The organism is Mycobacterium deserti (genome assembly GCF_025345615.1).
In the GTDB taxonomy this organism is placed as follows: Bacteria; Actinomycetota; Actinomycetes; order Mycobacteriales; family Mycobacteriaceae; genus Mycobacterium; species Mycobacterium deserti.
This window is the reverse complement of the sequence record NZ_JAODWD010000004.1, coordinates 442,792-468,421: the sequence shown is the minus strand read 5'-3', so window position 1 is coordinate 468,421 and position 25,630 is coordinate 442,792. Positions and strand designations below refer to the sequence as shown.

General features: G+C 67.4%; 27 protein-coding genes. 17 read left to right on the top strand and 10 right to left on the bottom strand.

Annotation, left to right across the window (positions count from 1 at the left end; genetic code table 11):
* Positions 1 to 13: 13 nt before the first annotated feature.
* Genes N4S67_RS18540 through N4S67_RS18530 form a run of 3 tightly spaced genes read right to left on the bottom strand, consistent with a single transcriptional unit; the run spans position 14 to position 2,643 of the window.
* A complete protein-coding gene (locus N4S67_RS18540) occupies positions 14 to 1,066 on the bottom strand; it encodes an NAD(P)H-dependent amine dehydrogenase family protein (RefSeq protein WP_260994457.1) in 1,053 nt (350 codons plus the stop codon).
* A gap of 23 nt (positions 1,067 to 1,089) precedes the next feature.
* Positions 1,090 to 1,896, bottom strand: coding sequence for an SDR family NAD(P)-dependent oxidoreductase (locus tag N4S67_RS18535; RefSeq protein ID WP_260994456.1), 807 nt, complete (start codon positions 1,894 to 1,896; stop codon positions 1,090 to 1,092).
* A gap of 48 nt (positions 1,897 to 1,944) precedes the next feature.
* Positions 1,945 to 2,643 carry a hypothetical protein gene (locus N4S67_RS18530; protein WP_260994455.1) on the bottom strand — a complete coding sequence of 233 codons (699 nt, stop codon included), beginning with the start codon at positions 2,641 to 2,643 and terminating at the stop codon, positions 1,945 to 1,947.
* Positions 2,644 to 2,758: 115 nt separating this feature from the next.
* Here N4S67_RS18530 and N4S67_RS18525 point away from each other — a divergent pair, with 115 nt between their 5' ends.
* From N4S67_RS18525 to holA, 3 genes are read left to right on the top strand one after another with little or no spacing between them, the layout of a single operon-like run.
* Entirely contained in the window at positions 2,759 to 3,577 is an 819-nt protein-coding gene (locus tag N4S67_RS18525; RefSeq protein WP_260994454.1) for a ComEA family DNA-binding protein, read from the top strand.
* Complete coding sequence (locus N4S67_RS18520; RefSeq protein WP_260994453.1) at positions 3,574 to 5,121, top strand: ComEC/Rec2 family competence protein; 1,548 nt, start codon at positions 3,574 to 3,576, stop codon at positions 5,119 to 5,121. Before N4S67_RS18525 ends, N4S67_RS18520 begins: the two co-directional genes overlap by 4 nt.
* Entirely contained in the window at positions 5,118 to 6,080 is a 963-nt protein-coding gene (gene holA / locus N4S67_RS18515) for a DNA polymerase III subunit delta (protein WP_260994452.1), read from the top strand. The genes N4S67_RS18520 and holA overlap by 4 nt, the downstream gene beginning before the upstream one ends.
* Before the next feature lie 3 nt (positions 6,081 to 6,083).
* Here the strand turns inward: holA and rpsT are convergent, their stop codons facing one another.
* Complete coding sequence (rpsT, locus tag N4S67_RS18510) at positions 6,084 to 6,344, bottom strand: 30S ribosomal protein S20 (protein WP_260994451.1); 261 nt, start codon at positions 6,342 to 6,344, stop codon at positions 6,084 to 6,086.
* Positions 6,345 to 6,493: 149 nt separating this feature from the next.
* Here rpsT and N4S67_RS18505 point away from each other — a divergent pair, with 149 nt between their 5' ends.
* From N4S67_RS18505 to N4S67_RS18495, 3 genes are read left to right on the top strand one after another with little or no spacing between them, the layout of a single operon-like run.
* Positions 6,494 to 8,164 (top strand): circularly permuted type 2 ATP-grasp protein, encoded by a 1,671-nt coding sequence (locus N4S67_RS18505; protein WP_390893421.1) that lies wholly within the window; start codon positions 6,494 to 6,496, stop codon positions 8,162 to 8,164.
* 15 nt (positions 8,165 to 8,179) lie between these two features.
* Positions 8,180 to 9,154 carry an alpha-E domain-containing protein gene (locus tag N4S67_RS18500; RefSeq protein ID WP_260994450.1) on the top strand — a complete coding sequence of 325 codons (975 nt, stop codon included), beginning with the start codon at positions 8,180 to 8,182 and terminating at the stop codon, positions 9,152 to 9,154.
* Positions 9,154 to 9,993 (top strand): transglutaminase family protein, encoded by an 840-nt coding sequence (locus tag N4S67_RS18495; RefSeq protein ID WP_260994449.1) that lies wholly within the window; start codon positions 9,154 to 9,156, stop codon positions 9,991 to 9,993. The genes N4S67_RS18500 and N4S67_RS18495 overlap by 1 nt, the downstream gene beginning before the upstream one ends.
* An 85-nt stretch (positions 9,994 to 10,078) precedes the next feature.
* Here the strand turns inward: N4S67_RS18495 and N4S67_RS18490 are convergent, their stop codons facing one another.
* The 3 genes from N4S67_RS18490 to N4S67_RS18480 form a co-directional block, all read right to left on the bottom strand.
* Positions 10,079 to 11,038, bottom strand: a complete 960-nt coding sequence (locus tag N4S67_RS18490; RefSeq protein ID WP_260994448.1) for an esterase family protein — start codon at positions 11,036 to 11,038, stop codon at positions 10,079 to 10,081.
* A gap of 225 nt (positions 11,039 to 11,263) precedes the next feature.
* Positions 11,264 to 12,118 (bottom strand): ribonuclease Z, encoded by an 855-nt coding sequence (locus tag N4S67_RS18485; RefSeq protein WP_260994447.1) that lies wholly within the window; start codon positions 12,116 to 12,118, stop codon positions 11,264 to 11,266.
* A gap of 36 nt (positions 12,119 to 12,154) precedes the next feature.
* Positions 12,155 to 13,177, bottom strand: a complete 1,023-nt coding sequence (locus N4S67_RS18480) for an aldo/keto reductase (protein ID WP_260994446.1) — start codon at positions 13,175 to 13,177, stop codon at positions 12,155 to 12,157.
* A gap of 141 nt (positions 13,178 to 13,318) precedes the next feature.
* On the opposite strand from N4S67_RS18480, the gene N4S67_RS18475 reads away from it, so the two are divergent.
* Both N4S67_RS18475 and N4S67_RS18470 read left to right on the top strand, forming a co-directional pair.
* Positions 13,319 to 13,747 carry a CBS domain-containing protein gene (locus N4S67_RS18475; RefSeq protein WP_260994445.1) on the top strand — a complete coding sequence of 143 codons (429 nt, stop codon included), beginning with the start codon at positions 13,319 to 13,321 and terminating at the stop codon, positions 13,745 to 13,747.
* The gene (locus N4S67_RS18470) at positions 13,740 to 14,348 is read left to right on the top strand and encodes a GNAT family N-acetyltransferase (protein ID WP_260994444.1); all 609 of its coding nucleotides are present in this window, start codon (positions 13,740 to 13,742) and stop codon (positions 14,346 to 14,348) included. Before N4S67_RS18475 ends, N4S67_RS18470 begins: the two co-directional genes overlap by 8 nt.
* 36 nt (positions 14,349 to 14,384) lie before the next feature.
* On the opposite strand, the gene N4S67_RS18465 is transcribed toward N4S67_RS18470, so the two are convergent.
* Positions 14,385 to 14,987 carry a type II toxin-antitoxin system PemK/MazF family toxin gene (locus N4S67_RS18465; RefSeq protein ID WP_260994443.1) on the bottom strand — a complete coding sequence of 201 codons (603 nt, stop codon included), beginning with the start codon at positions 14,985 to 14,987 and terminating at the stop codon, positions 14,385 to 14,387.
* Between the two features lie 85 nt (positions 14,988 to 15,072).
* On the opposite strand from N4S67_RS18465, the gene lepA reads away from it, so the two are divergent.
* From lepA to N4S67_RS18445, 4 genes are all read left to right on the top strand, one after another.
* A complete protein-coding gene (gene lepA / locus N4S67_RS18460) occupies positions 15,073 to 16,965 on the top strand; it encodes a translation elongation factor 4 (protein WP_260994442.1) in 1,893 nt (630 codons plus the stop codon).
* Between the two features lie 5 nt (positions 16,966 to 16,970).
* Positions 16,971 to 17,693 carry a sensor domain-containing protein gene (locus N4S67_RS18455; RefSeq protein WP_313959962.1) on the top strand — a complete coding sequence of 241 codons (723 nt, stop codon included), beginning with the start codon at positions 16,971 to 16,973 and terminating at the stop codon, positions 17,691 to 17,693.
* Between the two features lie 63 nt (positions 17,694 to 17,756).
* Complete coding sequence (locus N4S67_RS18450) at positions 17,757 to 18,455, top strand: sensor domain-containing protein (protein WP_260994441.1); 699 nt, start codon at positions 17,757 to 17,759, stop codon at positions 18,453 to 18,455.
* A gap of 105 nt (positions 18,456 to 18,560) precedes the next feature.
* Positions 18,561 to 19,910: an MBL fold metallo-hydrolase gene (locus N4S67_RS18445; RefSeq protein ID WP_260994722.1), complete on the top strand. Its 1,350-nt coding sequence runs from the start codon at positions 18,561 to 18,563 to the stop codon at positions 19,908 to 19,910.
* Between the two features lie 12 nt (positions 19,911 to 19,922).
* On the opposite strand, the gene N4S67_RS18440 is transcribed toward N4S67_RS18445, so the two are convergent.
* The gene (locus N4S67_RS18440) at positions 19,923 to 20,186 is read right to left on the bottom strand and encodes an ANTAR domain-containing protein (protein WP_260994440.1); all 264 of its coding nucleotides are present in this window, start codon (positions 20,184 to 20,186) and stop codon (positions 19,923 to 19,925) included.
* Between the two features lie 73 nt (positions 20,187 to 20,259).
* Positions 20,260 to 22,275 (bottom strand): glycoside hydrolase family 15 protein, encoded by a 2,016-nt coding sequence (locus N4S67_RS18435; protein WP_260994439.1) that lies wholly within the window; start codon positions 22,273 to 22,275, stop codon positions 20,260 to 20,262.
* A gap of 112 nt (positions 22,276 to 22,387) precedes the next feature.
* On the opposite strand from N4S67_RS18435, the gene N4S67_RS18430 reads away from it, so the two are divergent.
* The 5 genes from N4S67_RS18430 to cysW all read left to right on the top strand — a co-directional run bounded on the left by N4S67_RS18430 (position 22,388) and on the right by cysW (position 25,623).
* Positions 22,388 to 22,582 carry a hypothetical protein gene (locus N4S67_RS18430; protein WP_260994438.1) on the top strand — a complete coding sequence of 65 codons (195 nt, stop codon included), beginning with the start codon at positions 22,388 to 22,390 and terminating at the stop codon, positions 22,580 to 22,582.
* Positions 22,494 to 22,808: an Ms4533A family Cys-rich leader peptide gene (locus N4S67_RS28060; protein ID WP_390893420.1), complete on the top strand. Its 315-nt coding sequence runs from the start codon at positions 22,494 to 22,496 to the stop codon at positions 22,806 to 22,808. Before N4S67_RS18430 ends, N4S67_RS28060 begins: the two co-directional genes overlap by 89 nt.
* 117 nt (positions 22,809 to 22,925) lie before the next feature.
* On the top strand, positions 22,926 to 23,954 hold the full coding sequence (locus N4S67_RS18425) for a sulfate ABC transporter substrate-binding protein (protein WP_260994437.1): 1,029 nt from the start codon (positions 22,926 to 22,928) through the stop codon (positions 23,952 to 23,954).
* Positions 23,951 to 24,814, top strand: coding sequence for a sulfate ABC transporter permease subunit CysT (gene cysT, locus N4S67_RS18420; protein WP_260994436.1), 864 nt, complete (start codon positions 23,951 to 23,953; stop codon positions 24,812 to 24,814). Before N4S67_RS18425 ends, cysT begins: the two co-directional genes overlap by 4 nt.
* Entirely contained in the window at positions 24,811 to 25,623 is an 813-nt protein-coding gene (cysW, locus tag N4S67_RS18415; RefSeq protein ID WP_260994435.1) for a sulfate ABC transporter permease subunit CysW, read from the top strand. Before cysT ends, cysW begins: the two co-directional genes overlap by 4 nt.
* Positions 25,624 to 25,630: the final 7 nt, after the last annotated feature.

The window sequence follows — 25,630 nt, the reverse complement described above, 5'->3', positions numbered from 1 at the left end:
ACGGAGCGGCGAATCACCGTGCCGCTCGGCCAGCCACCGGTGGCAGGTCCTTCAGCGTGACGATGCCGGGCTCGGCCGCCACGACGGCGGGCACGGCGTTGGTGACGGGCATGGCGGTGTAGATCATGCCGAGCCCCATGAACCCCGGCTCGGTCCAATCCTTCGGCGGCAGGCAGTGCAGCACCGTGCGCATATTGGGCAGTCCGAACACTTGGATGACGTGACCGTGCTCGAGGGGCTTGGGCGGAGTGACGTGCTCGCCCATGGTCCAGTTGAATCCGACACTGACGACATTGCGGTCGCCCACCCAGCCGCGGTGATAGCCGAAAACGCCACCCACGGTGCCCTTCGGAATCTGCATGAAGCCCAGATCGGAGTCGCCCGTCGCGGCGGTGAAGGTGACATCGAACGTCATCCGGTCGAGGTGGGCGCCGATCGCGTCGGCCATCATGGCGGCCGATTCGGCGAACACCTCGCTTTCCCGCCGGACGCTTTCCGCCAGCCCTGGAGTGTCCGGGTCCTGGGAGAAACCCATCGCGGTCTGCGTGCCCGCCGACTCGTAGGTCGAGCAGTCCACCGACTCGGTGATGCGAATCTCGTCGACGCGTTCGCAGGCGCCGGACAGCACCATTCCCACCATGTTGGTCATTCCCGGATGCGCACCGCTGCCGAAGATCGTCGAATTGCCGTTCGCACAGGCTTTTCGGATTCTTTCGAGGTCCTCCGGTGTCTGTTTGCCGCCGGTGATCCACGCCGCGCTGGAGCAGACGTTCACGCCGGACTCGAGCAGCCGGATGAGCTCATCGACGTTGGGCCACAAGGGGTTGTAACAGCATGCGTCGGGTTGCAGTGCGATCAGCGCGTCGATGTCGTTGGTCGCCGTCACGCCGGTGGGTTCCGGCCAGCCGGCCAACTCGGCGGCGTCCACACCGACCTTGTCGGCCCCGTGTGCGTAGACCCCGACAAGCTCCATGTCGTCGCGGCCGATGATCGCGTGCAGGGAACGCCTGCCGATGTTGCCGGTCGTCCACTGGACGACGCGAAGCGGCCGGTCAGGTGTCGCCATCAAATCTCCTCGGTGTCAATGAACTACATGTGGGTGCCGCCATCGATGCGGACCTCAGTCCCGGTGACGAAATAGGCCTCGGGAGCGGCGAGCATGGCGACGACGGCCGCCACCGCATCGGGCTTGGCGAACATGCCGCCGCCCTCGACCGGCAGCGTCGGGGTGATCTTGCCGAACAACGAGTAGTCGGCATCGGGTGGCAGGCCCGGACCGATGCTCTGCTTCGATTGGCCTGTGCCGTCGGTCATTCCGGATGAAATGGACCCCGGCTGCACGCAGTTGAAGCGAATGCCTTCCTTGCTGAACTCCAGGGCGAGCGTGTGTGTCATGGCCTTGATACCGCCCTTTGAGGCCGCATACGCCGACATGTACGGATGCGCGAAATCCGCCGATGTGGAACTGAAGTTGACCACGGCGGGGGTATTGCCCCGCCGCAGCGCGGGCAGGGCTTCCCGGATGACCAGGAACGTGCCGATGAGGTTGATCCGCAAGACCTGCTCGAAGTCGGCCAGCGTCGTGTCCGCGAAATGCGCCGACCTCAGAATGCCTGCACCGTTGACCACCGCGTCCAAGCCGTTCATCGCGTCCACTGTGCGCGCCACACCGTCGGTGACAGAGTCCTCGCTGCCCACGTCCATCACCAGCGTGGTCAGCCGATCGGCCGATTCGCTCGCCTTGGTTTCGGTGTCGGCCAGCCCCGTCTCGCTGACGTCGGCGGCCACGACCGTGCCCCCTTCGTCGAGGATCCGCAGAGCGGTCGCCTGGCCGATGCCCGATCCCGCCCCTGTGATGAGCACCCGACGGTCGGTGTATCGCTGCAACGTCGCCACCGGGGGAATGTTAGTGCGTCGGTTCGGAGCGGCCGGGTGCTTCAGCCGCTATTCGGCCTCGAGCGGCGGGTCGGTCTCGCGGGCGTCCGCCTTCGGCGCCGTCGACTCGGCCGGGCCTGATTCCTCCGGAAGCGACAGGGCGACCCCGAGCGCGACGAAGAACGCGATGAACAGCGGGCCGCCCAGGTAGTGGTTCATCGGGCCGCCGGGCGAGATGAAACTACCGGGCGGGCCGATGATGGTGATGGTTTCGATCAGCTGCTCGACGGCGAAGATCGCGGCGATGATGCCCAGCCAACGTGGGAACTGACCGGCGTTGGCTGCCAACAGGATTGGCACCGCCACCATGATGTCGGCGACGGTCAGCACGGGTCCCCACATGATCGCGATGTCGGTCACGGTGCGCGCGGTGGCCGAGCCGAGCTGGTCGGGATGCAACGACAGTCCGCCGACGAACCACATTGCGGTGTTGACCTCCACCAGGACGATGGCCGAGCCGATGGTGAAGGCGTATGCGGGCGGGCCGGTCAACCGGTCGCGGGCGTATGCGAGCACGGCGACAAGCGCCAGCGAACCGAACGCCATCAAAAGGACCTGAACCCGCATCGCGCTGGAATGCTCGTTGACATAGGCCACGACGTCGGAGCCCGGTTTGTCGATCCCCGGCAGCGTCGGCACCGCGAGCAACGCCGCGGCGTAGAGCACCGCGAAGGCGATGCCGGCGATCATCGGGAGGCGACGATTCATCGTGAGGCTCATCGTAATTTGCTGGTTATCCCCAATGCGTGATTGATCCACAGACCGTTGCGGCGCGTCGCGTTCACGGCCGGTCCGGTCGGGTCACGCGCCTACCGTCGGCCGCATGCGAACCGAACTGCCCGCCCAGCGGTTGCACCGCCGCCTCAGCGCAGAAGGATCAGAGCCGGACGGCGAGCACGAGGATGAGCAGTCCGACACCTCGCTGTCACGCTGGCTGCCCGACACCAAGCCGTCGGGCACTGCCGGTTGGCTCGCCACCATCCGGGCCGATCCCGGCCGCGCCGGTGTCATCGCTCTCGGCGTCGTCGGAGTATTGGCCGTACTGGTCACGGTCTTCACCGTGGTTCGTGACAAACCGCCGCCGGTGGTGTCGGCCAAACTGCCGCCGGTGCAGATGGTTTCCTCAGCAGGCCCGACCCCGGGCGCGCCGCCCGCGCCCGAAGGGCCGGTCGTGGTCAGTGTGGTCGGCCTTGTGCACAAGCCCGGCCTGGTCACGCTGGACTCCGGCGCCCGGATCGCCGACGCCCTCACCGCGGCCGGCGGGCCACTGGACGGCGCCGACCTCATCGGCCTCAACATGGCTCGGCGCGTCGCCGACGGTGAGCAGATTGTGGTCGGAATCGCCGCCCCACCGGGACAGCCGACACAGATGGGCAGTTCGGTCGCGGCCGATCAGGACGCGGCGACGACGTCCGGCGCGACCACCTCCGAAAACCCCACGGCGCCGGGCGGTTTGATCGATCTCAACACGGCGACCGTCGAACAACTCGACACACTTCCCGGGGTCGGCCCGGTGACCGCGTCCGCCATCGTCGCCTGGCGCGACGCCAACGGGCGGTTCGCCAGCGTCGATCAATTGGGCGACGTCGACGGTATCGGGCCGGCGCGGCTGGAGAAGCTGCGCGCACTCGTGCGTGTGTGACCGCGACACCACCCGGCCCGGTCGGGGCGGACCTCCGGCTGGTGCCGTCGGCCCTCACGGGCTGGGCGGTGACGGCGTCCGGCATCCTATGGCACGTCGCGGGGTCGTTGGCGGCCATCGGGCTGTGCGTGCTCGGCACCGCGCTGGCGGGGCGGTGCGGTGTCCGCCGTAGCGGCGGCTCCGGCCGGGCGGTCGTGACGGCGGCAGTCGCCGCGGCTCTGGCGGGCGTGGGCTTCGCCGTCGCGGTCGGCGTGCGCGTCGACGAACTGCGCGACCATCCGATCGCCGAGCGGTACGGCACGATCGCCTCCGTCGTCGTCACTCCGAGCGAGAGTCCCCGCGCGCTCGGGGGCAACCGGACGATGTTCCGCGGCACCGTGCAGGCACTCGACGGACACGAGATGAACGGTCGGGTGGTCGTTCTCGGTTCGGCCACCGACTTCGCATTACTGACGGCGGGGCGACCGGTCGGCTTCCGAGCGCGGATCGGCAAGCCGATGCGGCGCGATCTGACAGTGGCGGTGCTGTCCGCCTCGGGGCGGCCGGTGTGGGGCGACGCCGCGCCGATCCATCGCGCCGCGCACCACGTCCGGGCCGGCTTCGCCGACGCGGCCAGGCGCGCGTTGCCCGCGGACCAAGCGGCGATGTTGCCCGCGTTGGTGCTCGGGGACACGTCGGCCGTGGCGCAGCAGACCAGCGCGCAGTTTCGCGCCGCGGGGTTGACCCATCTGACCGCCGTGTCGGGCGCCAACGTCACCATCGTGTGCGGGGCCGTACTGCTGTCGGCGGGCCTGATCGGTCCACGGGCCGCGGTCGGACTCGCCGCGGTGGCGCTGGTGGCGTTCGTCGTCGTGGTTCAGCCGTCGGCGAGCGTGCTTCGCGCGGCGGTCATGGGTGCGATCACCTTGCTCGCCGTGGCCTCACACCGCCGGCGACAGGCGATTCCCGCGCTGTCGGCCAGCGTGCTGGCCCTGCTGATCGCGGCGCCGGAGCTGGCCGTTGACCTCGGATTCGCGCTGTCGGTGTCGGCCACGGCGGCGCTCGTGGTCATCGCTCCGGTCTGGTCACGCCGTCTGGTCGGCCAGGGCTGGCCCAAACTGCTCGCGGACGCGGTCAGCGTCGCGGTCGCCGCGCAGCTTGTCACCGCACCGCTGGTGGCCGGCATGGCGGGCACCTTCAGCGTTCCCGCGGTCGCCGCCAACCTCGCAGTGGCCGTGGTGATCGCGCCGATCACCGTCGTCGGTACGGCCGCCGCGGCACTGTGCCCGCTGTGGCCCGCAGGCGCCGAACTGCTCGTCCGGTTCACCGGTCCCGAATTGTGGTGGCTGCTGAGCGTGGCGCGGTGGGCGGCCGTCGTGCCAGGCGCGGTGCTGCCCGTGCCGTCCGGACTGCTCGGCGTCGGCACCATCGCGGCGGCCGGCATCGGCGCGGTGATGTCGTGGCGGTGGCACTGGTTCCGGGTCGCGGCGTGCGCGACCACGCTGTGCCTGCTCGCATGGACGGTGTCAGGACTGTCGGGCGGGCATGACACGATCGGGGGGTGAGCCAAGAGGAGTCGCGCCTGCACCTGGTGCTGGGCGACGAGGAACTGCTTGTCGAACGTGCCGTGGCAGCGGTGCTGCGGGCCGCGCGCAAAAGTGCCGGCACACAGGATGTTCCGATCGACCGGTTGCGCGCAGGTGAGGTCAGCACCAACGAGCTCGCCGAACTGCTCAGCCCGTCGCTGTTCGCCGACGAACGGGTGATCGTCCTCGAAGCCGCCGCAGAGGCCGGCAAGGAGGCGGTCACGCTGATCGCCGACGCCGCGGCCGACCTGCCTCCCGGCACCATCCTCGTCGTTGTGCACTCCGGCGGCGGTCGCGCCAAGGCGCTCGCCGATCAGCTCAAAAAGGTTGGCGCGCAAGTTCATCCGTGTGCACGGATCACCAAGGCCGCCGAACGCGCCGACTTCGTGCGTCGCGAGTTCCGCGCGCTGAAGGCCAAAGTCGGCGACGACACCGTCACCGCCGTCCTGGACGCGGTCGGCTCTGACATCCGCGAGTTGGCGGCCGTGTGCTCGCAGCTGATGGCCGACACCGGCGGCGCGGTCGACGCCGCCGCCGTGCGGCGCTATCACTCCGGCAAGGCCGAGGTGAAGGGTTTCGACATCGCGGACAAGGCGGTCGTCGGTGACGTCGCGGGCGCCGCGGAGGCCTTGCGCTGGGCGATGATGCGCGGCGAGCCGCATGTCGTTCTCGCCGACGCGCTGGCCGAGGCCATTCATGCGATCGCACGGGTCGGCCCGCTGTCCGGCGACCCGTACCGGCTCGCGTCCGAACTCGGCATGCCGCCGTGGCGGGTGCAGAAAGCGCAGAAGCAGGCACGCCGGTGGTCGCGCACCTCGGTGGCCGAAGCCATGCGTCTGGTGGCGGCGCTCAACGCCGATGTCAAAGGGGCGGCAGCCGATGCCGACTACGCGCTGGAAGCGACGGTGCGCAAGGTCGCCGAACTAGCCGACGGCTAAGACTCAGATCTTGTTGAGCGCCCGGGCCAGCGCCGACTTGCGGTTGGCGGCCTGATTCTTGTGGATGACGCCCTTGCTGGCGGCTTTGTCGAGCTGGCGGTTGGTCGACGCCAGCAGTTCGCCGGCCTTCTCCTTATCGCCGGCCTCGACTGCCGCGCGGAAGCCACGTACCGCCGTGTGAAGCGACGACTTCACCGACTTGTTGCGCAGTCTGCGGCGCTCGTTGGTCTTGATGCGCTTTTCCTGCGACTTGATGTTGGCCACGCGTGTAGTCCTTCGTAAATCTCAGCTGGGTTTGCACAAAAGTTGGTGGGCGCCCGGCGAGCGGGCAGCGAGGGTTCAGGTTACCAGCGCGGTGGGTAAATGCCCAAAGTGACGTGGCTGGCCTGCCGAAACACGGCCGGTGGTGCAGCATGTCCCTGGTGAGCCTGCGGACGCCGCACACGCGAGTAGCAAGACAGCCCAACGAGGCGGCGCGCCCCGCGCGCACTCCAGCCAATCGGTCCAGACAGCACCAGGGCGTTTTCGACGGCTACAACAGCCTGGGCAGCTATGCGGCCGCCTTCGACGAAATGTTCGACGGCCAGGGCAACGTGCGCGGGCCCTACAAGGGAATTTTCGCTGAACTCGCGCCATCGGACGCCTCCGAACTCGAAGCACGCGCCGAGGCGCTCGGCCGTGCGTTCATCGACCAGGGCATCACCTTCTCGCTCTCGGGCCAGGAACGGCCGTTCCCGCTCGATCTCGTGCCGCGGGTCATCTCGGCCGCGGAGTGGACGCGGCTCGAGCGGGGCATCCGCCAGCGGGTGCAGGCCCTGGAGATGTATCTCCACGACATCTACGGCGAACAGGACATCCTGCGCGACGGGGTCATCCCGCGCCGGCTCGTCACCTCCTGTGAGCACTTCCATCGCGAAGCCGTGGGCATCGTCCCGCCCAACGGCGTACGCATCCACGTCGCGGGTATCGACCTGATTCGCGACGCCAAGGGCGACTTCCGGGTGCTGGAAGACAACCTGCGCTCACCGTCCGGGGTCTCGTATGTGATGGAGAACCGCCGCACGATGGCGCGCGTGTTCCCCAACCTGTTCGCCACCCATCGCGTCCGGGCGGTCGGGGACTACCCGTCGCACCTGCTGCGCGCGCTGCGTAACGCGGCGGCCAACAACGTCGCGGACCCGACCGTGGTGGTGCTGACGCCGGGTGTCTACAACTCGGCCTACTTCGAGCACTCGCTGCTGGCGCGGCAGATGGGCGTGGAACTCGTCGAGGGCCGCGACCTGTTCTGCCGCGACAACGCCGTCTACATGCGCACCACCGAAGGGGAGCGACAGGTCGACGTCATCTACCGGCGCATCGACGACGCGTTCCTCGACCCGATGCAGTTCCGGCCCGACTCGGTACTCGGGGTCGCGGGGCTGCTCAACGCCGCGCGGGCCGGCAACGTCGTGATCTCCAGCGCCGTCGGCAACGGGGTAGGCGACGACAAGCTCGTCTACACCTATGTACCGACGATCATCGAGTACTACCTCGGTGAGAAACCGTTGCTGGCCAACGTCGACACCTTCCGCTGCTGGTTGGACGACGAGCGCGAGGAAGTCTTGGATCGCGTCGCGGAACTGGTGATCAAACCCGTCGAGGGGTCCGGCGGCTACGGCATCGTCTTCGGACCCGACGCGTCGGCCAAGGAACTGGCCGCCATCACCAAGAAGATCCGCAACGACCCCCGCGGCTGGATCGCGCAGCCCGTGATGCAGCTGTCGACGGTGCCCACCAAGATCGACAACACCTTGGCGCCGCGCCACGTCGACCTGCGGCCGTTCGCGGTCAACGACGGCGACGACGTCTGGGTGCTGCCCGGCGGGCTCACCCGGGTCGCCCTGCCCGAGGGCTCGCTGGTGGTCAACTCGAGCCAGGGCGGCGGATCGAAAGACACCTGGGTGATGGCATCGCGCACGTCGGTCGCCGACCGCGAACTCGGTGCGGCCGAAGTGGTGCGCGCGCTGCCCAAGGCGGCCAAGGGGCGCAGAGCCGACGGCAGCGACGGGCAGACGCAGGATCAACAGCAACAGCAACAGCAGTGAGGCGGGTGACACCTGATGCTGGCGCGCAACGCTGAATCGCTGTACTGGATCGGCCGGTATGTCGAACGCGCCGACGACACCGCGCGCATCCTCGACGTGACCGTGCACCAACTGTTGGAGGACTCCAGCGTCGATCCCGACCAGGCGTCGCGGACGCTGCTGCGGGTGCTGGGCATCGACCCGCCCGACGAGCCGCTGGACGTGTGGTCGCTGACCGACATCGTCGCGTTCAGCCGCGGCGCCCACGGCGGCTCCATCGTCGACGCGATCTCGGGCGCACGCGAGAACGCCCGCGGCGCAAGGGAAGTCACATCCACCGAGATCTGGGAGTGTCTCAACACGACCTACAACGCACTGTCGGAACGTGAGCGCGCCGCCAAACGGCTTGGGCCGCATGAGTTCCTGTCCTTCGTCGAAGGTCGCGCGGCCATGTTCGCCGGCCTGGCCGACTCCACGCTGTCGCGCGACGACGGGTATCGCTTCATGGTCCTGGGCCGCGCCATCGAGCGGGTGGACATGACCGTGCGCCTGCTGCTGTCCCGCGTAGGCGACAGCGCGTCCTCGCCGGCGTGGGTCACGTTGTTGCGCTCCGCCGGAGCACATGACACGTATCTGCGGACCTACCGCGGTGTGCTCGACGCCGGCCGCGTCGTGGAGTTCATGCTGCTGGACCGATTGTTCCCGCGGTCGATCTTCTACTCGTTGCGCCTTGCCGAACACAGCCTTGAAGAACTGCTCAACCGGCCGAGCAACCGGCTCGGCGCGACGGCCGAGGCGCAGCGACTGCTGGGCCGCGCCCGCAGCGAGTTGGAGTTCCTGCGACCGGGTGTGCTGCTGGAGTCGCTCGAGCAGCGGCTGGCCGGGCTGCAGAAGACCTGCTCGGACGTCGGGGAAGCGTTGTCGCTGCAGTATTTCCATTCGGCGCCGTGGGTGGCCTGGCACGAGACCAGTAGCAGCGGCTCGCTGGTCATCGAAGAGGGTGAGATCTGATGTGGCGGCTGCGGGTCGTGCACTCGACGGGCTATGCGTACAAGTCGCCGGTCACCGCGTCGTTCAACGAGGCGCGGCTGACACCGCGATCGGACTCACGGCAGAACGTCATCCTGAACCGCGTCGAAACCGTCCCTGCCACACGGTCTTACCGATACGTCGACTACTGGGGCACGGCGGTGACGGCCTTCGACCTGCACGCCCCGCACACCGAGCTGGAGGTGACGTCGTCGTCGGTGGTGGAGACCGAGCGCGGCGAGATGCCCGAGACGGAGGCCGGGTGGGAGGATCTGCGCGCCGAGGCCGTGATCGACCGGTTCGACGAGGTGCTCTCGCCCAGCCACTACACGCCGCAGAGTAGTCGAATCACGCGGGTGGGTGAGCGCATCGTCAAGTATCACGATCCGCGCGAGGCGGTCATCGCCGCCGCGAATTGGGTGCACAGCGAGCTGAGGTACGTACCGGGCACCACCGGCGTGCATTCCTCGGGGCTGGACGCGCACCGCGAGGGCGAGGGTGTCTGTCAGGATTTCGCCCATCTGACGCTGATCCTGTTGCGCAGCATGGGTATTCCGGCCCGCTACGTGTCGGGGTATCTGCATCCGAACAAGGACGCCGTCGTGGGCGAAACCATCGACGGGCAGAGCCACGCCTGGGTGCAGGCGTGGACCGGTGGGTGGTGGAGCTACGACCCCACCAACGACGCAGACATCAACGAGCAGTACGTCAGCGTGGGGGTCGGTCGCGACTACTCCGACGTCTCGCCGCTGAAAGGGATTTACTCGGGTGAGGGGTCGACTGATCTCGACGTCGTCGTCGAGATCACCCGACTCGCCTGACGCTCAGCCCGCGAACGTTCCTTACCGCTCGAAGTTCACGAGAAATATGGAGCGGTAAGGAACGTTCGGCAGGATCGGGGTGGGATCAGGCGCCCAGTGTGCGCTGGATGTCGCCCTTCATCGCGTTCAACTGTGCACCCCAGTAGCCCCACCCGTGCGTGCCGTTGGGCGGGAAGTTGAAGGTGCCGTTGCCTCCACCGCTGGCGAGGTACGCCTGCTGGAATGCCTGGTTGCTGTCCTGGGTGATGCTCTCGAGCACCTGGCCGGGGATGTCGCCGCCGCCGCCGAGGTCGCCGGGCCTGCCGTTACCGGTGTACACCCAGATGCGGGTGCCGTTGGCCGCCAGCGTGCCTGCCTGAAGCGTCGGGTCGTTGCGCTGCCACGCCGGACCGCCACCCGGTCCCCACATCGCGGTGGCGTCGAAGCCGCCGGAGTCGCGCATCGCGAATCCGACCAGCGTCGGCCAGATGCCCTGGGACAGGTTGAGGAAGCCGGAGAGCGAGCCCGCGAAGCTGAACTGCCCGGGGTAGTAGGCCGCCAGGATCAGCGCCGAGCTACCCGACATCGACAGACCGACGACGGCGTTGCCGCTCGGCGAGATGCCTTTGTTCGCCGACAGGTACGCAGGCAACTCGGAGGTCAGGAACGTCTCCCACTGGTAGTTGTAGGTGGTGCCGTTGCCGACTGCCGGTCCCTGCCAGTTGGTGTAGAAGCTGGACATACCGCCGACCGGCATGACCACTGACACACCCGACTGGTAGTAGTTCTCGAACGCAGCGGTTTCGATGTCCCACCCGCTGTTGTCGTCGCGTGCGCGCAGACCGTCGAGCAGGTACACCGCGCGCGGTCCACCGCCCTGGAACCTGACCGGGATGTCTCTGCCCATCGCCGCCGAAGGAACCATCAGGGTCTCGACGGGAAGACCGGGACGCGAGTAGGCCGCTGCGGTAGCCGAACCACCTGCGACGGTGATCAGTCCCGGCAACAGCAGGGCAGCAAGGGTTCCGGCCATCAGCCTGCGAACCCATGTGTTCAGGAGTGTCATCTCATAACCTCTAAGAACGACCGCATCTGGTGCGGTTCGGTTTTCGGATGGCGGGCCGACGCGCTGTGCGCTTGCCGGTTCAGATGCCGCTGCTTCACATCTGCCGCATTTTTCGAGCACTGTCGTGATGCAGCGCTAGCTGCTCGGTACGTCGTCGGTCGACAGTGCAACGTTACGGATGCTCGTTATTCATCGCCGTAAACGTCACAGTTCGGATGAGCGCGGCTAAGCCCTGCGGCAGACACCCGGATGCACCTCGACCCGATGCAGGTCGTCACCCAGTTCGATCTGCCGATCGAACGCCGTCGCCGCCAATGCGCGCCAGTCGTCTTCCTTGCCAGGTTCGATGCTCGGTACGTAGTGGGTCAGGACCAAAATGCCGACGCCCGCGCGGGTCGCGGTGGCCGCGGCCTCCTCCACCGACGAGTGGTAGTCGCAGATGTCGCGGATGCGCTGCATCGGCATGGCCTCGATCAAATCTTTGCGAATCACGGTGTGCACCAACGCTCCCGCGCCGGCGGCGAGCTGGTCGAGGGTCTCGCACGGCACCGTGTCACCGGCCAGCACGACCGACGCACCGGCGTGCTCGACCCGAAATCCGATCGTCGGCGCGACGGGCCGATGGTCTGTCGGCGCCACGCTGATCGTCACGCCGTCGTGGTCCCACACCACGCCGGCGGTGTGCTCGTACACGTCAACCGGCGGGGGAGCCGTGAGGTCGGCGTGGTGCGCGATCCGGTAGCCGATATCGAAGCCGAATGCCTTGAGCGTCGCGTCGACCACTTCGGCCGTGCCGGGGGGTCCGATGATCGGCAACGGCGGGGCGTCGGGCGTGAAGGTGGTGACCCAGCGGGTGATCAACACGTCGCCCAGGTCGGCGATGTGGTCACTGTGCAGGTGCGTGAGCAGCAGCGCGGTCAGCCCGTTGGCGCCGGCGCCTGCCGCCGTCAGGCGCTGCTGCACACCACGGCCACAGTCAACGAGGAACGTCTGCCCGCCCGCCCGGACCAGCGTCGACGGTCCCGCCCGGCGCGCGTCCGGAATGGGACTGCCGGTGCCGAGCAGCGTGACCTCGATCATGGCCCAGGTATACCCCTCGGGCCCGCCTCGCGGGCGTTATTCGCGCCCCGCCGACACCCAACTGAGGTCTTCGAACCGGTTGCCGGACACCGCGGCTCCCGCTGCGTCGAGCGCGGCGCGGTGGTCGGTCGTGAGCGCGACGGTCAGCGAGCCAAGGTTCTCTTCGACGCGGGCCGCTCGACGGGTCCCCGGGATCGGCACCGACGCGATGCGCAGCGCGTCGGCGCGGTACCGCAACCAGGCGAGCGCCACCTGGGCCGGTGTCGCGCCCAGCTCGCCCGCGATCGAGCGCACCACCTCGACCACCGCGAGATTGGCGTCCAGGGCGCCCTCACGGAATCGCGGCAGACCGCGTCGGAAGTCGTTCGGACCGGTCAGGTCGGCGGCGGAGCGCACGGTGCCGGTCAGGAAGCCACGGCCCAGTGGGGAGTACGGCACGAAGCCGACGCCGAGTTCGGCCGCCGCGGGTACGACGTTGCGCTCCACGTCGCGGCTCCAGATCGACCATTCGCTCTGCACCGCGGCGATCGGGTGTACCGCGACGGCCGCCTGTAGCTCGTCGGCCGTCACCTCTGAGAGGCCGAGGTGGCGGACCTTGCCTGCCGCGACGAGTTCGGCCATGGCGCCGACGGTCTCCTCGATCGGCACATTCACGTCGCGGCGATGCATGTAGTAGAGGTCGATCACGTCGGTCTGGAGTCGCTGCAGGCTCTCGTCGACGCACTGGCGGACGTAGGCGGCGTCGCCGCGCGCACCCGGTCGGCCGGCGCCGCGATCGGCGGGATTGCCCGTGATACCGAATTTCGTCGCCAGCGTGACCTCGTCGCGGCGGTCGGCGAGCAGTTTGGCGATCAGCTTCTCGTTGTTGCCGCCGCCGTAGATGTTCGCGGTGTCGATGAAGGTGACACCGAGGTCCACGCAGCGGTGCAGGGTGGCCAGTGACTCGGCGTCGTCGACGTCGCCGTACACCGGGGTGAGGGCCATCGCTCCGAAACCGATTGCGCTGACGGTCAGTTCGTCGCCCAGCTTGACCGCGGGCACAGAGTTGGTCGCTGACATGTTCATTCCTTCGCGTCGGTGGGGGACACGTCGTGCAGCCGAGACGTGCGCGCATCTATTCCGGACACTTCATCCCAAAGCTTCCGCGCAGCGCGATCGAAGCCCTAGCCTGGTGTGAGGCAGATCACGAGCGGAGGCATGATGCGAATCGCGGACGTGTTGCGGAACAAGGGCGCTTCGGTGGCCACGATCACCCCGGAGACCTCGGTCGCGGGGCTGCTCACCGAGCTGTCCGTGCACAACATCGGCGCGATGGTCGTGGTGTCGCCCGACGGGCTGGTCGGCATCGTCTCGGAGCGCGACGTCGTCCGCGCGTTGCACCGCCAGGGCGGTGACGTGCTGACGCGGCCCGTCTCGGAGATCATGACGACGCTGGTCGCGACGTGCGACCCCAGCGATTCGGTGGACAGCCTCAGCGCGTTGATGACCACGAACCGGGTGCGACACGTCCCGGTGATGGAGAACGGCAGGCTCGCGGGCATCGTTAGCATCGGCGACGTGGTCAAAACCCGGATGCAGGAACTCGAAACGCAGCAGGAGCAGTTGCAGGCCTACATCACCCGTGGCTGAGATCGACGTCCGTCCCGCGCAGCGCGGCGACGTGCGGGACATCTCCCGCGTTCTGGCCAAGGCCTTCTACGACGATCCGGTGATGTCCTGGATGCTGCCTGACGACGGCTCGAGGCTGAAGTCGCTGACCCGCGCGTTCGCCGGGCTGACCCGCCATCATTTCCTGTCGCGCGGCGGCTCGGAGGTCGGCCTGAGTGGCGGAACACTCGGCGCGACCACGCTGTGGGACCCGCCGGGGCAACGCAAAGCCTCCCGACGTGAAGAGCTCACGATGTTGCCGCTGATGCTGTGGGCGTTCCGGTCCCGCGTTCCCGCCAGCGTGCAGGTGATGGAGTTGATGGAGGAACACCACCCCGAGGAACCGCACTGGTACCTGATGGTCATCGGCAGCGATCCGTCGGTGCGCGGGGCGGGCTTCGGACAGGCGCTGATGCGCTCGCGGCTGGACCGCTGCGACGCCGAGGGCGTGCCGGCGTATCTGGAGAACAGCAACCCCCGTAACGAGTCGTACTACCTACGCTTCGGCTTCGAGGTGATGGGCGAGATCACGCTGCCTGACGGCGGCCCCAGCATGTGGCCGATGTGGCGACAGCCACGGTAGAGCCGATGTGGCGACAGCCACGGTAGGTCACCCGGGCTAGCTCCAGGAGTATTCGGCGCGCAGGCGCATGGCGACTGCCTCGAACTTGTCCTGCTCGAGGATCGCGCCCTCGCGGCGGATGCCTTCCTCCGGGACGTCGAGCACGCGGTCCAGCCGCACCCAACTCTGCCGTTGTTCGTAATCCCACGAGCCGCTGCCGATGCCCACCCAGTCGGGGTCGTCGCGGTGGTGGTCCTGGCTCGACAACATCAGGCCCAGCAGCGTGGACCGGTCGCGGCCGACGACCAGTACCGGGCGGTCCTTGCCGCGCGTCGGGTCGTCTTCGTAGACCACCCACGTCCACACGATCTCGCCGGGATCGGCCCGGCCGTCGAGGTCGGGGGCGTACACGACCTTGCGCGCGCGGTGCGCCGTCGGGACGAAGTGCTTGCTGACGGGGCGGCCCTCAGTGATGGCAGGAGTGTCCTCGCGCGGTGGGCCCGCGAGGGCGTCGATCCCGATCTTGATTCCCTGCTGGATCCCGCGTGCCACCGCTTCGGACTGCCCGATCTGGCGGATCAACTTCGGCGCCTCGTTGAAGACGAGGTGTCCCGCGAAGCGCTGGAACGTCTTCCACGGCGGGGCCATGAATCCGAGCATAAGTGAAGGCAATGTCGCGCGATTGTGTCGACGGGGTCCGACCTCGATACCCTGGTAGCGCACACGACGCCCTCGAAAGCGACGGTTGCAGAGCGACCATCGGACCGCGCATCAGGAGATTCCCATCAGCAGCTTCGCCGACAAGACGTTCACTGCGCCGGCGCAGATTCGGAACTTCTGCATCATCGCCCACATCGATCACGGCAAGTCGACGCTTGCCGACCGGATGCTCGGGCTCACCGGCGTGGTCGCCGACCGGGACATGCGGGCGCAGTACCTGGACCGGATGGACATCGAGCGCGAGCGCGGCATCACCATCAAGGCGCAGAACGTACGGCTGCCGTGGAAGGTCGGAGAGGGCGAAGACGAGAAGAATTACGTTCTGCACCTGATCGACACCCCGGGCCATGTCGACTTCACCTACGAGGTGTCCCGTGCGCTCGAGGCGTGCGAGGGTGCGGTGCTGCTGGTCGACGCCGCCCAGGGCATCGAGGCGCAGACGCTGGCCAACCTGTATCTGGCCCTCGATCGCGACCTGACGATCATCCCGGTGCTCAACAAAATCGACCTACCGGCCGCGGATCCTGATCGATATGCCGGCGAGATCGCTCACATCATCGGGTGCGAGCCCAGCGACGTGCTGCGGGTGTCGGGCAAGACGGGGGAGGGCGTCACAGAGCTGCTCGACGAGGTCGTCCGGCTGGTTCCGCCGCCCGTCGGCGAGGCCGACGCCCCGGCACGGGCCATGATCTTCGACTCGGTCTACGACATCTACCGCGGCGTGGTGACCTACGTCCGCGTCGTGGACGGCAAGCTCACGCCGCGCGAGAAAATCAAGATGATGTCCACCGGGACGACCCACGAGCTGCTGGAAGTCGGCATCGTCTCGCCCGAACCCAAAGCCACCGAAGGGCTCGGGGTCGGCGAGGTGGGCTATCTGATCACCGGGGTCAAGGACGTCCGGCAGTCGAAGGTCGGCGACACCGTCACCTCGGCGCGCAACGGTGCCACTACGGCACTGACCGGTTACCGCGAACCCAGACCGATGGTCTACTCCGGGCTGTATCCCGTCGACGGCTCCGACTACCCGAACCTGCGCGACGCGTTGGAACGGCTTCAGCTCAACGACGCTGCCCTGACGTGGGAGCCGGAGACGTCCGTCGCGCTCGGATTCGGTTTCCGCAGCGGCTTTCTCGGCCTGCTGCACATGGAGATCACCCGTGAGCGCCTCGAGCGCGAATTCGACCTCGACCTGATCTCCACGGCGCCCAACGTCGTGTACCGCGTCGAGCAGGAGGACGGCAGCGAGATCGTGGTCACCAACCCGTCCGACTGGCCGGACGGCAAGGTCCGCACGGTGTACGAACCCGTGGTCAAGACGACCATCATCGCGCCCAGCGAGTTCATCGGCACGATCATGGAGCTGTGCCAGTCGCGCCGCGGCGAGCTCGGCGGCATGGATTACCTCTCGCCCGAACGAGTAGAGCTGCGCTACACAATGCCGCTGGGTGAGATCATCTTCGACTTCTTCGACGCGCTGAAGTCCCGCACCCGCGGCTACGCGAGCCTCGACTACGAGGAGGCGGGTGAGCAGGAGTCCGAGCTGGTGAAGGTCGACATCCTTCTGCAGGGCGAGCCCGTCGACGCGTTCAGCGCCATCGTGCACAAGGAGTCGGCGTACGCCTACGGCAACAAGATGACCACCAAGCTCAAGGAGCTGATTCCGCGTCAGCAGTTCGAGGTTCCGGTGCAGGCGGCCATCGGATCCAAGATCATTGCTCGCGAAAACATCCGCGCGATCCGCAAAGACGTGCTATCGAAGTGCTACGGCGGTGACATCACGCGCAAGCGCAAGCTGCTGGAGAAGCAGAAGGAAGGCAAGAAGCGGATGAAGACGATCGGGCGCGTTGAGGTGCCCCAGGAGGCGTTCGTCGCCGCGCTGTCGACCGACTCGTCCGCCGACAAGGCCAAGAAGTAACCGCGGTGCTGCGTCCATCGGCCGCCGCGGGTGCTGTGTTGAGCGCGTGCGCGGCGCTCGCCGGCTGCTCGGGCACTCCGGCCGCCGAACCGCAGGCCGTCACGATCGCTGAGGCCGCCAAGCCGGCGCCGTCACCGACGTTGGACTCCGTCCTGCCGACCGCCGACGAACTGTCCAGCATCCTCGGCGCCGCAGGGTTCATGGGACAACTCGTCGACGGCGGTGCCGACATGCTGCTGCAGGGCGTGAAGGAGGCGGACGCGACGCCCGCGGACTGCGTGAGCACCGGTTACCGGCTGCAGAAGGTCGTCTACCAGTCGAGCCCGGTGCTCGGCGTGGCCAGCCGGCCGTGGGCCGGTGGCGACGCCAGTGGGCCGTCGGCCTCGGGCTACTTCGGCGCCGTCGAGTTCGCCACCGCCGATGATGCGCAGGCCTTCTTCGCCGCGTCGGCCGACAAGTGGCACCGGTGCAACGGTCAGACACTGGTGCTGCACCAGGCGGGGCGCGAGGCGCAGGGGTCGAGCAGGATCGCCGATGTCGTGGTCGACGACCGGATCGTGTCGGCGGTCGTGATGCACGACGACGGTTCGACGATCCAGCGGGCACTCGGCTTCGCGACGAATCATGTTGTCGATGTTGAGGTTTCCGATGTCGCGGGTGCATCGGGTGGTGCGCCCGACGCCGTTGCCGTCGCCAATCTGATGCTGCAGAAGGTCGGCACGCCCTAACGGCGCGCCGGCGATTTGCGTTGCGACACTCCGCGTCGTCAGCGGCTACGCCACAATGTGTGAGTGATTCACGTCAGAAAATGTGCGCTGACCGGTGCGCTCGCGTCGGCCGTCCTGCTCACCGGATGCGTGAGCACCGTTTCGGGCAAGGCGGAGCGCGCGCAGAACGCCGCCCCCATCGATGCGCCGCCGTTGCGTGAGTCCGACCTCGATCGTGTGCTGCTGTCGGTCGGCGAACTCAACGGCATCATGGGCTCGACCACGATGACGATCACCAGTGAGCTCGAAGATATGACGGACCACTCCGGTGACGTGTCCGATCCTGACTGCCTGGGCGCGATCTACGGCGCCGAGGAGCCGGTGTACGCCGGCACCGGATGGACGGCGATGCGCGACCAGGTGGCGCGCGAACCCGACGAGAACAACGAACACTGGGTTGAGCAGACCGCGGTCCTCTACCCGACCGCGCAGGACGCGCAGGACTTCTTCGCCATGTCCCAGTCGATGTGGCAGAACTGCGGGGGCGACACGATCTCGGTGAACGACGGCGACTCGACCTACCTGTGGCGGTTGGAGAACGTCACGACGGAAGACACCCTGATCACCCAGACGTCGACGCAAGAGGACGCCGACGGATGGGCGTGCCAGCACGCGCTGTCGGTGGTGTCCAATCTGACCGTCGAGGCGTGGGCGTGCAGCTACGCCATCGGTGACGAAGCGGCCGCGATCGCTGCCGACATCGTGGCCAACGCGGAGAAGTAGGCGTTGCACCCGGTCAATCGGCCTGCGGTGGCATTCTGATCAGCGCGAGCGCAACGCGTGCGCCAGCCGACGCGACGTGACGGTGACGTGAGGGTGGAGGCCGGCATGCAGGTATCGGTGATCGAGACGTCGGGATTGGGCGACCGCAGTTACGTCGTCACCAGTGACGGCAATGCTGTGGTCATCGACCCGCAGCGCGACATCGACAGGGTGCTGGCGGTCGTCGACGAACGCGGCGCCTCCATCACGCACGTGCTTGAGACGCATATCCACAACGACTACGTCACCGGCGGGCTCGAGTTGTCGCGGGCGTCCGGAGCCGAGTACGTGGTGCCCGCAGGCGACGAGCTCGGCTATCGGCCTCGGCGAGTGCACGACGGCGACGTGATCGACGCGCATGCGATGTCGCTGGGCGTGATTCACACGCCGGGTCACACCGAGCACCATGTCAGCTACGCGCTACGCGACGCGGCGGGCGCCACGGCCGGGGTGTTCACCGGCGGCTCGCTGCTCTTCGGCAGCACCGGCCGCACCGACCTGCTCGGCCCCGAGCACACCCGATCGCTCACCCGGGCGCAATTTCGATCCGTCCGGCGGCTCGCCGACGAGCTGCCGGGAGATGCCGCCGTGTACCCGACGCACGGGTTCGGCAGTTTCTGCTCGGCTGCGCCCGCGACGGGTGACGCGTCGACCATCGACGAAGAACTGCGGAGCAATCCGGCTTTGACGAAGACCGAGCAGGCTTTCGTCGACGAGCTGCTCGACGGTTTGTCGGATTTCCCCTCCTACTACGCCCACATGGGAGTGATCAATGCCAATGGTCCGACTGCCGTTGACCTTTCGCTGCCATCACCGATCGACGCCGCTGGCCTGCGGAGGCGGATCGCCGCGGGTGAGTGGGTCGTCGACCTTCGCCACCGGGTCGCATTCGCCGCCGGACATCTCGGCGGCACACTGAGTTTCGAGCTGTCCGGGTCGTTCGTGACCTACCTGGGCTGGCTGTACGACCGGGCGGTCCCGCTGACGCTCATCGGCGAGGACGAGCAGCAGATCGTTGAGGCGCGCCGCGAACTCGTCAGAATCGGGGTCGACGACGTGGCCGGCGCCGCGGTCGGCCCGATCACCGCGCTGTCGGCCGCAGCGCCCATGCGCACCTACCGTGTCGCTGACTTCGCCGCACTGGGCCGCGAGGTCGCCGACTCCTCCGTGCACGTGCTCGACGTGCGGCAGACCGACGAGTTCGCCGAGAACCACGTCGCGGGCGCGGTCAACGTGCCGCTGCACGAACTCACCGACCGTGCCGACGAGCTGCCTGCCGGCCAGATCTGGGTGCATTGTGCCAGCGGCTACCGGGCCTCCATCGCGGCCTCGATACTCGATGACCGCGGCCGCGATGTGGTGCTGATCGACGACGAGTTCGAGGCCGCGGCCCGAGTGGGACTCACGACCGACTGACCGGCGGATCGGTCAGGCCAGCGCGACCACTCGTTCGCGGATCAGCTCGCCCCAGGCATTGAAGGCCTCGGCGTTGTCGGCCGACGCGGTGCCGCTGGCCACCGCGACCAATCCGGCGGCGATGCTGCCGATGCCGATTCCCGTCTGGCGCACGACCTGCACCAATTCGGCGAACGCAACCTCCGGAGTGCAGCCGCGTAGACCGACCAGGACGCCGATGGCGGTGTCGATGACCTTGCGCGAGGTGTCATGGGTGCGAGACGTGCGGTAGCTCATGAATGCCATGGTCGGTGACGGACCGGCGACCGCCAAGACATCCGCCCACGATGATCCTGAAGCGCAACCGCCCCTACATCGGAGCGTTAGCCGGCACGAACACGCCGGAACTGTCGGCCTCCTCCTCGGCGCGGATCACGTGCACAACGGCGTTGATCAACGCCAGGTGGGTGAACGCCTGCGGGAAGTTGCCCAGGTGCCTTCCGGTGCGCGGTTCGATCTCCTCGGCGTACAGGTGCAGTGGGCTCGCGAACGACAGCAGCCGTTCGCACAGATGTCTGGCCCGGTGAAACTCGCCGATCTCGACCAGAGCCGATACCAGCCAGAACGAACAGATTGTAAATGTGCCCTCCTCGCCGGAGAGCCCGTCGTCGGTCTCCTCGACGCGGTAGCGCAGCACGAGCCCCTCCTCGGTCAGCTCGTCGGCGATGGCCAGGACGGTGGCCCGCACCCGCGGATCGTCCGGCGGCAGGAAGCGCGTCAGCACGGCCAGGAGCAGAGACGCGTCGAGCGCGTCGTCACCGTAGCGCTGCGTGAGCACGCCGCGAGCGTCGACGCCGTTCTTGAGCACGTCGGCCTTGATTTCCTCGGCGATCGCCCGCCACTGCTGGGCGTAGGACTTCTCGCCTTGCAGCTCAGCAAGTTTCGAGCCGCGGTCCAGTGCGACCCAGCACATGATCTTGCTGGAGGTGAAATGCTGCGGCTCGCCGCGCACCTCCCAGATGCCGCGGTCGGGCTCTTTCCAGTGTTTGATGGCCTCCTCGACCTGTTGCTTGAGCACCGGCCACAGCGTGTCGGAGATCTGCTCGCGCGATTTGGCGTGCAGATACACCGAATCCAGCATCGTGCCCCAGATGTCGTGTTGCATCTGGTTGTAGGCGCCGTTGCCGATCCGCACCGGACGTGCGCCGTCGTAGCCCGACAGGTGGTGCAGTTCCTCTTCGACCAGGCTGCGTTCCCCGCCTACCGCGTACATGACCTGAAGTGGGTGGCGCTCACCGTTGTTCGCGCCCGACACGTCGGCGATGAATGCGAAGAAGTCGTCGGCCTCACGGTCGAGACCCAACGTGTACAGGCCCCACAACGCGAACGTCGAGTCGCGCACCCATGCGTAGCGATAATCCCAGTTGCGTTCGCCCTGAGGGGTTTCCGGTAGTGACGTCGTTGGGGCCGCCAGCAACGCGCCGGTCGGTGAGTACGTCAGGCCCTTGAGTGTCAACGCGCTGCGCTGCAGGTACGCCCGCCACGGGTGATCGGGGAAGTCGCCGATGTTGATCCACTGCCGCCAGCACTCGCTGGTCTGCCACATCTTGTCGGCTGCCTGGTCATAGGTCTGTGGGGCCGGATGCCTCGACCAGCTCAGCGCCACGTAGGCGTTGTCGCCTTCCTTCATCCGCGTGCGTGCCCTGGCTTCGTGGCCCTCCAGTCCCAGTCGCAGGTTCGTCGTCAGCCGCATCGTCGGGTGGGCATCGGGGTCGCGGCTGGCCCGCGCGATCGCCTCGCCGTACGCCTGCGCCGAGTATTCCCACGTGGCGGCGATGCGGTGATAGTCGAACGCCGGCTCGCAGTTCATCACCAACTCGACGGTGCCGCTCACACAGCGCACAGTGCGCAGCAGGATGTGCTCGGCATCCCAGTCCATCGGGGTGCGGCGGTGGGTGCGCGACCGGGTCTCGATGTCGTGCCACGGACCCATCACCAGCGCGTCGCGCACGATCATCCAACCGGTGTGGGTCTGCCAGGTGGTCTCCAGGATCAAGCTGCCCGGCAGGTAGCGCCGCGCGGCCGGTACCGATACGCCGTACGGCGCCAGCCGGAAATGGCCCGCGCCGCGGTCCAGGATCGCGCCGAACACGCTCGGGGAGTCCGGCCGCGGAACGCACAGCCATTCGACCGATCCAGCCGACGAGATCAGGCAGGTGGTTTCGCAGTCCGACAGGAACGCATAGTCGGCGATCGGCGGAAACGGGTTCCGTAACGACGCAGCGGGCGCATAAGGCACGGGAGCCGTCGTGGTGAGTGGGGCCTCACGCCGCAGATCTGCCGCAGCGGACGGGGACCCGTCGGTCGGCTCGGTGTGTTGCAGCATTCGGACATCATCGACCGCTGGGGTGCCCGGCGTCTACTCGACCAGCAGCGTGTCTACGGTTTGCCGGTCAGCGCCGTCGAGGCCGGAACGCGGCATCGAATAGGCTGGCCGGGTGGGCCGTTTCCTCAGTTGGTGGGACGGGGTGGAACTGTGGCTCTCCGGCCTGCCGTTCATCGCCCAGACCGCGGTGGTGATGCCCGTGGTGCTGGCCTTGGCTTATGGGACTGCGGTGGTACTCGACGGCGCGCTGGGCAACGGCATCCGGTTGTTGCACCGGGCGCGCCACTCCGAGGAGGACGTCGAGTGAGCGGGCTGCCGCGATCGCGGGTGACGCTGGCGCTCGTCCTGCTGGTGGTGCTGGTCATCGTCGCGTGGCTGCTGACGCGCTGACCGATCCGCTCGACATGAGCGGGTTGGCCGACTCTGTTATTCTTCCCGCCATGCAGACAGCGTCCGGCAACAAGAGTGGCCACATCTTGGCCCTCATTGCCGTGGGTTTCTCCGCTGTCGCTGATGTTTGTTGTTGTCGCTGACTCCAAACCCGTCCGTGGTGTGGTGTCGGTAGCGGCTGTGTGATGTCCAGACGCTGAAACCTTCTCCTTTCGACGTGACGGGACTCGTAGTCAAGTCCCCTCAAAGAAAGGTCATCAATGCCCGCTATCGGTAAGTCGTGGCGCACTGCCGCCGTACTGGCCACCACGGCCACCGTCCTGGCCGCCTGCGGCGGCGGGTCGAGTGACGTCGCCGGAGGCAGTGACCAGGGCAAGGCCGAGACGACCCTGACGCTGGTCGCCTACGCGGTGCCCGAGCCCGGCTGGAGCAAGATCATCCCGGCGTTCGCGGCCACCGAGGAAGGTAAGGGCGTGGCGGTCACCACCTCCTACGGCGCCTCCGGTGACCAGTCCCGTAGCGTCGTCGACGGCAAGCCCGCGGACCTCGTGAACTTCTCCGTCGAGCCCGACGTCACCAGGTTGGTCAAGGCGAACAAGGTCGCGCAGGACTGGAACGCCGATGTCACCGGCGGTGTGCCGTTCGGGTCGGTGGTTTCTCTGGTCGTCCGCGAGGGCAATCCGAAGAACATCAGGGACTGGGACGATTTGTTGCAGCCGGGGCTCGAGGTGGTCAGCCCGAGTCCCCTGAGTTCTGGCTCGGCCAAATGGAATCTGTTGGCGCCGTATGCGGCCAAGAGCAACGGCGGTCAGAACACGCAGGCCGGACTGGACTATGTCAACAAGCTCGTCGGCGAGCACATCAAGACCCGGCCGGGGTCGGGACGCGAGGCCACGGACCTGTTCTTGCAGGGCACCGGGGACGTGCTGCTGAGCTACGAGAACGAGGCGATCAACATCGAGCGGCAGGGTAAGCCGGTTGAGCATGTCAACCCGCCGCAGACGTTCAAGATCGAGAACCCGGTCGCCGTGGTGACCTCGAGCGCCCACGTCGACAAGGCAAACGCCCTGAAGAACTTCCTCTACACCCCTGAGGGTCAGAAGCTGTGGGCGGAAGCCGGTTTCCGCCCGGTGGACCCGTCGGTCGCCGAGGACTTCGCCGACGACTTCCCGACCCCGCAGAAGTTGTGGACCATCGCCGATCTCGGAGGCTGGGGCGAGGTCGATCCGGCCCTGTTCGACAAGGACAACGGCTCGATCACCAGGATCTACAAGCAGGCGACCGGATGACAACTGCTCTTGATCCCGAGGCGGCCCGGTCGACATCGGACGGGCCGCCGCGGGGCTTCTTCAAGAGCCGGTACGGCAGCACAAAGCTGCGCGTCGGGGTCGCCACGACCTGGCTGTCGGTCATCGTCCTGCTGCCCCTCGCCGGGATCGTGTGGCAGTCCACCGGCGGTGGGTGGCAGGCCTTCTGGCAGGCGATCACGTCGAACGCGGCACTGGAGTCGTTCCGGGTGACGCTGACGATCTCGGTGGGCGTCGCCGTGATCAACCTGTTCTTCGGACTGCTCGTGGCCTGGGTGCTGACGCGCGACGCGTTTCCGGGCAAGCGATTCGTCGACGCGATCATCGACCTGCCTTTCGCACTGCCCACCATCGTCGCCAGCCTGGTGATGCTGGCGTTGTACGGCCCGAACAGCCCGGTCGGCGTCCACATTCAACACACGAAGTGGGGCGTGGCGGTCGCCCTGCTGTTCGTCACGCTGCCGTTCGTGGTGCGCTCAGTGCAGCCGGTGCTGTTGGAGTTGGACCGCGAAGTGGAGGAGGCGGCCGCGTCGCTGGGCGCCGACAACTTCACCATCTTCCGGCTGGTGATCCTGCCGTCGCTGCTGCCCTCCCTGCTTTCCGGTGCCGGACTGGCTTTTTCGCGCGCGATCGGCGAGTACGGCTCGGTTGTGCTGATCGGCGGCGCGGTGCCCGGTGAAACCGAAGTGTCCTCGCAGTACATCCGTCAGCTCATCGAGTTCGACGATCGAACCGGTGCGGCGGCGGTTTCCATTGTGCTGCTGGTGATCTCCTTCGTCATCTTGTTCATCCTGCGCACCATCGGCTCGCGGGCGGCCAAGCGTGAGGAGCTCGAGTCGTGATCCTGAAACCCGCGACGCGGTTACTGCTCCGGTTCGTCGCCTTGGCCTATCTGCTTTTCCTGCTGGTCGTCCCGGTCGGGTTGATTCTGTGGCGCACATTCGAGCCGGGCGTGGGCGCCTTCGTCGACTCCATCACCACACCAGCGGCGATCTCGGCACTGCAACTGTCGCTGCTGGTGGTCGCCATCGTCGTGCCGCTCAACGTGGTCTTCGGAGTTCCGACCGCTCTGGTCCTGGCGCGCAACAAATTCCGCGGCAAGAGCGTGTTGCAGGCCGTGATCGACCTGCCATTCGCGGTGTCGCCGGTCGTCGTCGGCGTCGCGCTGATCCTGCTGTGGGGCAGTGCGGGCGCTCTCGGATTCGTCGAGAACAACCTGGGCCTCAAGGTCATCTTCGGCATTCCCGGCATCGTGCTCGCCAGCATCTTCGTCACGATCCCGTACGTCATCCGCGAGGTCGAACCGGTCCTGCACGAGCTGGGCACCGACCAGGAGGAAGCGGCCTCCACGCTGGGCTCGACCTCCTGGCAGACGTTCTGGTTGGTCACGCTACCGTCGATCAAGTGGGGACTGATGTACGGCGTCGTACTGACCGTCGCACGCACCCTCGGTGAGTACGGCGCGGTAATCATGGTGTCGTCGAACCTGCCGGGCACCTCCCAGACCCTGACGCTGCTGGTGTCGGACCGCCACGCCCGCGGTGCCGAATACGGCGCGTACGCCATCTCGACACTGCTGATGGCGGTGGCGGTGATCGTGCTGATCGCCCAGGTGATCCTCGACTCCCGTCGCGAGAAGTCCGGCAAGTAAGCCGCAA

Bases quoted from the DNA above. Each gene is read 5' to 3' on its own strand.
- N4S67_RS18540 (WP_260994457.1), bottom strand. From the start codon at position 1,066: ATGGCGACACCTGACCGGCCGCTTCGCGTCGTCCAGTGGACGACCGGC.
- N4S67_RS18530 (WP_260994455.1), bottom strand. From the start codon at position 2,643: ATGAATCGTCGCCTCCCGATGATCGCCGGCATCGCCTTCGCGGTGCTC.
- N4S67_RS18525 (WP_260994454.1), top strand. From the start codon at position 2,759: ATGCGAACCGAACTGCCCGCCCAGCGGTTGCACCGCCGCCTCAGCGCA.
- N4S67_RS18505 (WP_390893421.1), top strand. From the start codon at position 6,494: ATGTCCCTGGTGAGCCTGCGGACGCCGCACACGCGAGTAGCAAGACAG.
- N4S67_RS18500 (WP_260994450.1), top strand. From the start codon at position 8,180: ATGCTGGCGCGCAACGCTGAATCGCTGTACTGGATCGGCCGGTATGTC.
- N4S67_RS18495 (WP_260994449.1), top strand. From the start codon at position 9,154: ATGTGGCGGCTGCGGGTCGTGCACTCGACGGGCTATGCGTACAAGTCG.
- N4S67_RS18490 (WP_260994448.1), bottom strand. From the start codon at position 11,038: ATGACACTCCTGAACACATGGGTTCGCAGGCTGATGGCCGGAACCCTT.
- N4S67_RS18485 (WP_260994447.1), bottom strand. From the start codon at position 12,118: ATGATCGAGGTCACGCTGCTCGGCACCGGCAGTCCCATTCCGGACGCG.
- N4S67_RS18480 (WP_260994446.1), bottom strand. From the start codon at position 13,177: ATGTCAGCGACCAACTCTGTGCCCGCGGTCAAGCTGGGCGACGAACTG.
- N4S67_RS18475 (WP_260994445.1), top strand. From the start codon at position 13,319: ATGCGAATCGCGGACGTGTTGCGGAACAAGGGCGCTTCGGTGGCCACG.
- N4S67_RS18465 (WP_260994443.1), bottom strand. From the start codon at position 14,987: ATGCTCGGATTCATGGCCCCGCCGTGGAAGACGTTCCAGCGCTTCGCG.
- N4S67_RS18445 (WP_260994722.1), top strand. From the start codon at position 18,561: ATGCAGGTATCGGTGATCGAGACGTCGGGATTGGGCGACCGCAGTTAC.
- N4S67_RS18440 (WP_260994440.1), bottom strand. From the start codon at position 20,186: ATGAGCTACCGCACGTCTCGCACCCATGACACCTCGCGCAAGGTCATC.
- N4S67_RS18435 (WP_260994439.1), bottom strand. From the start codon at position 22,275: ATGCTGCAACACACCGAGCCGACCGACGGGTCCCCGTCCGCTGCGGCA.
- N4S67_RS28060 (WP_390893420.1), top strand. From the start codon at position 22,494: ATGGGACTGCGGTGGTACTCGACGGCGCGCTGGGCAACGGCATCCGGT.
- N4S67_RS18425 (WP_260994437.1), top strand. From the start codon at position 22,926: ATGCCCGCTATCGGTAAGTCGTGGCGCACTGCCGCCGTACTGGCCACC.
- cysT (WP_260994436.1), top strand. From the start codon at position 23,951: ATGACAACTGCTCTTGATCCCGAGGCGGCCCGGTCGACATCGGACGGG.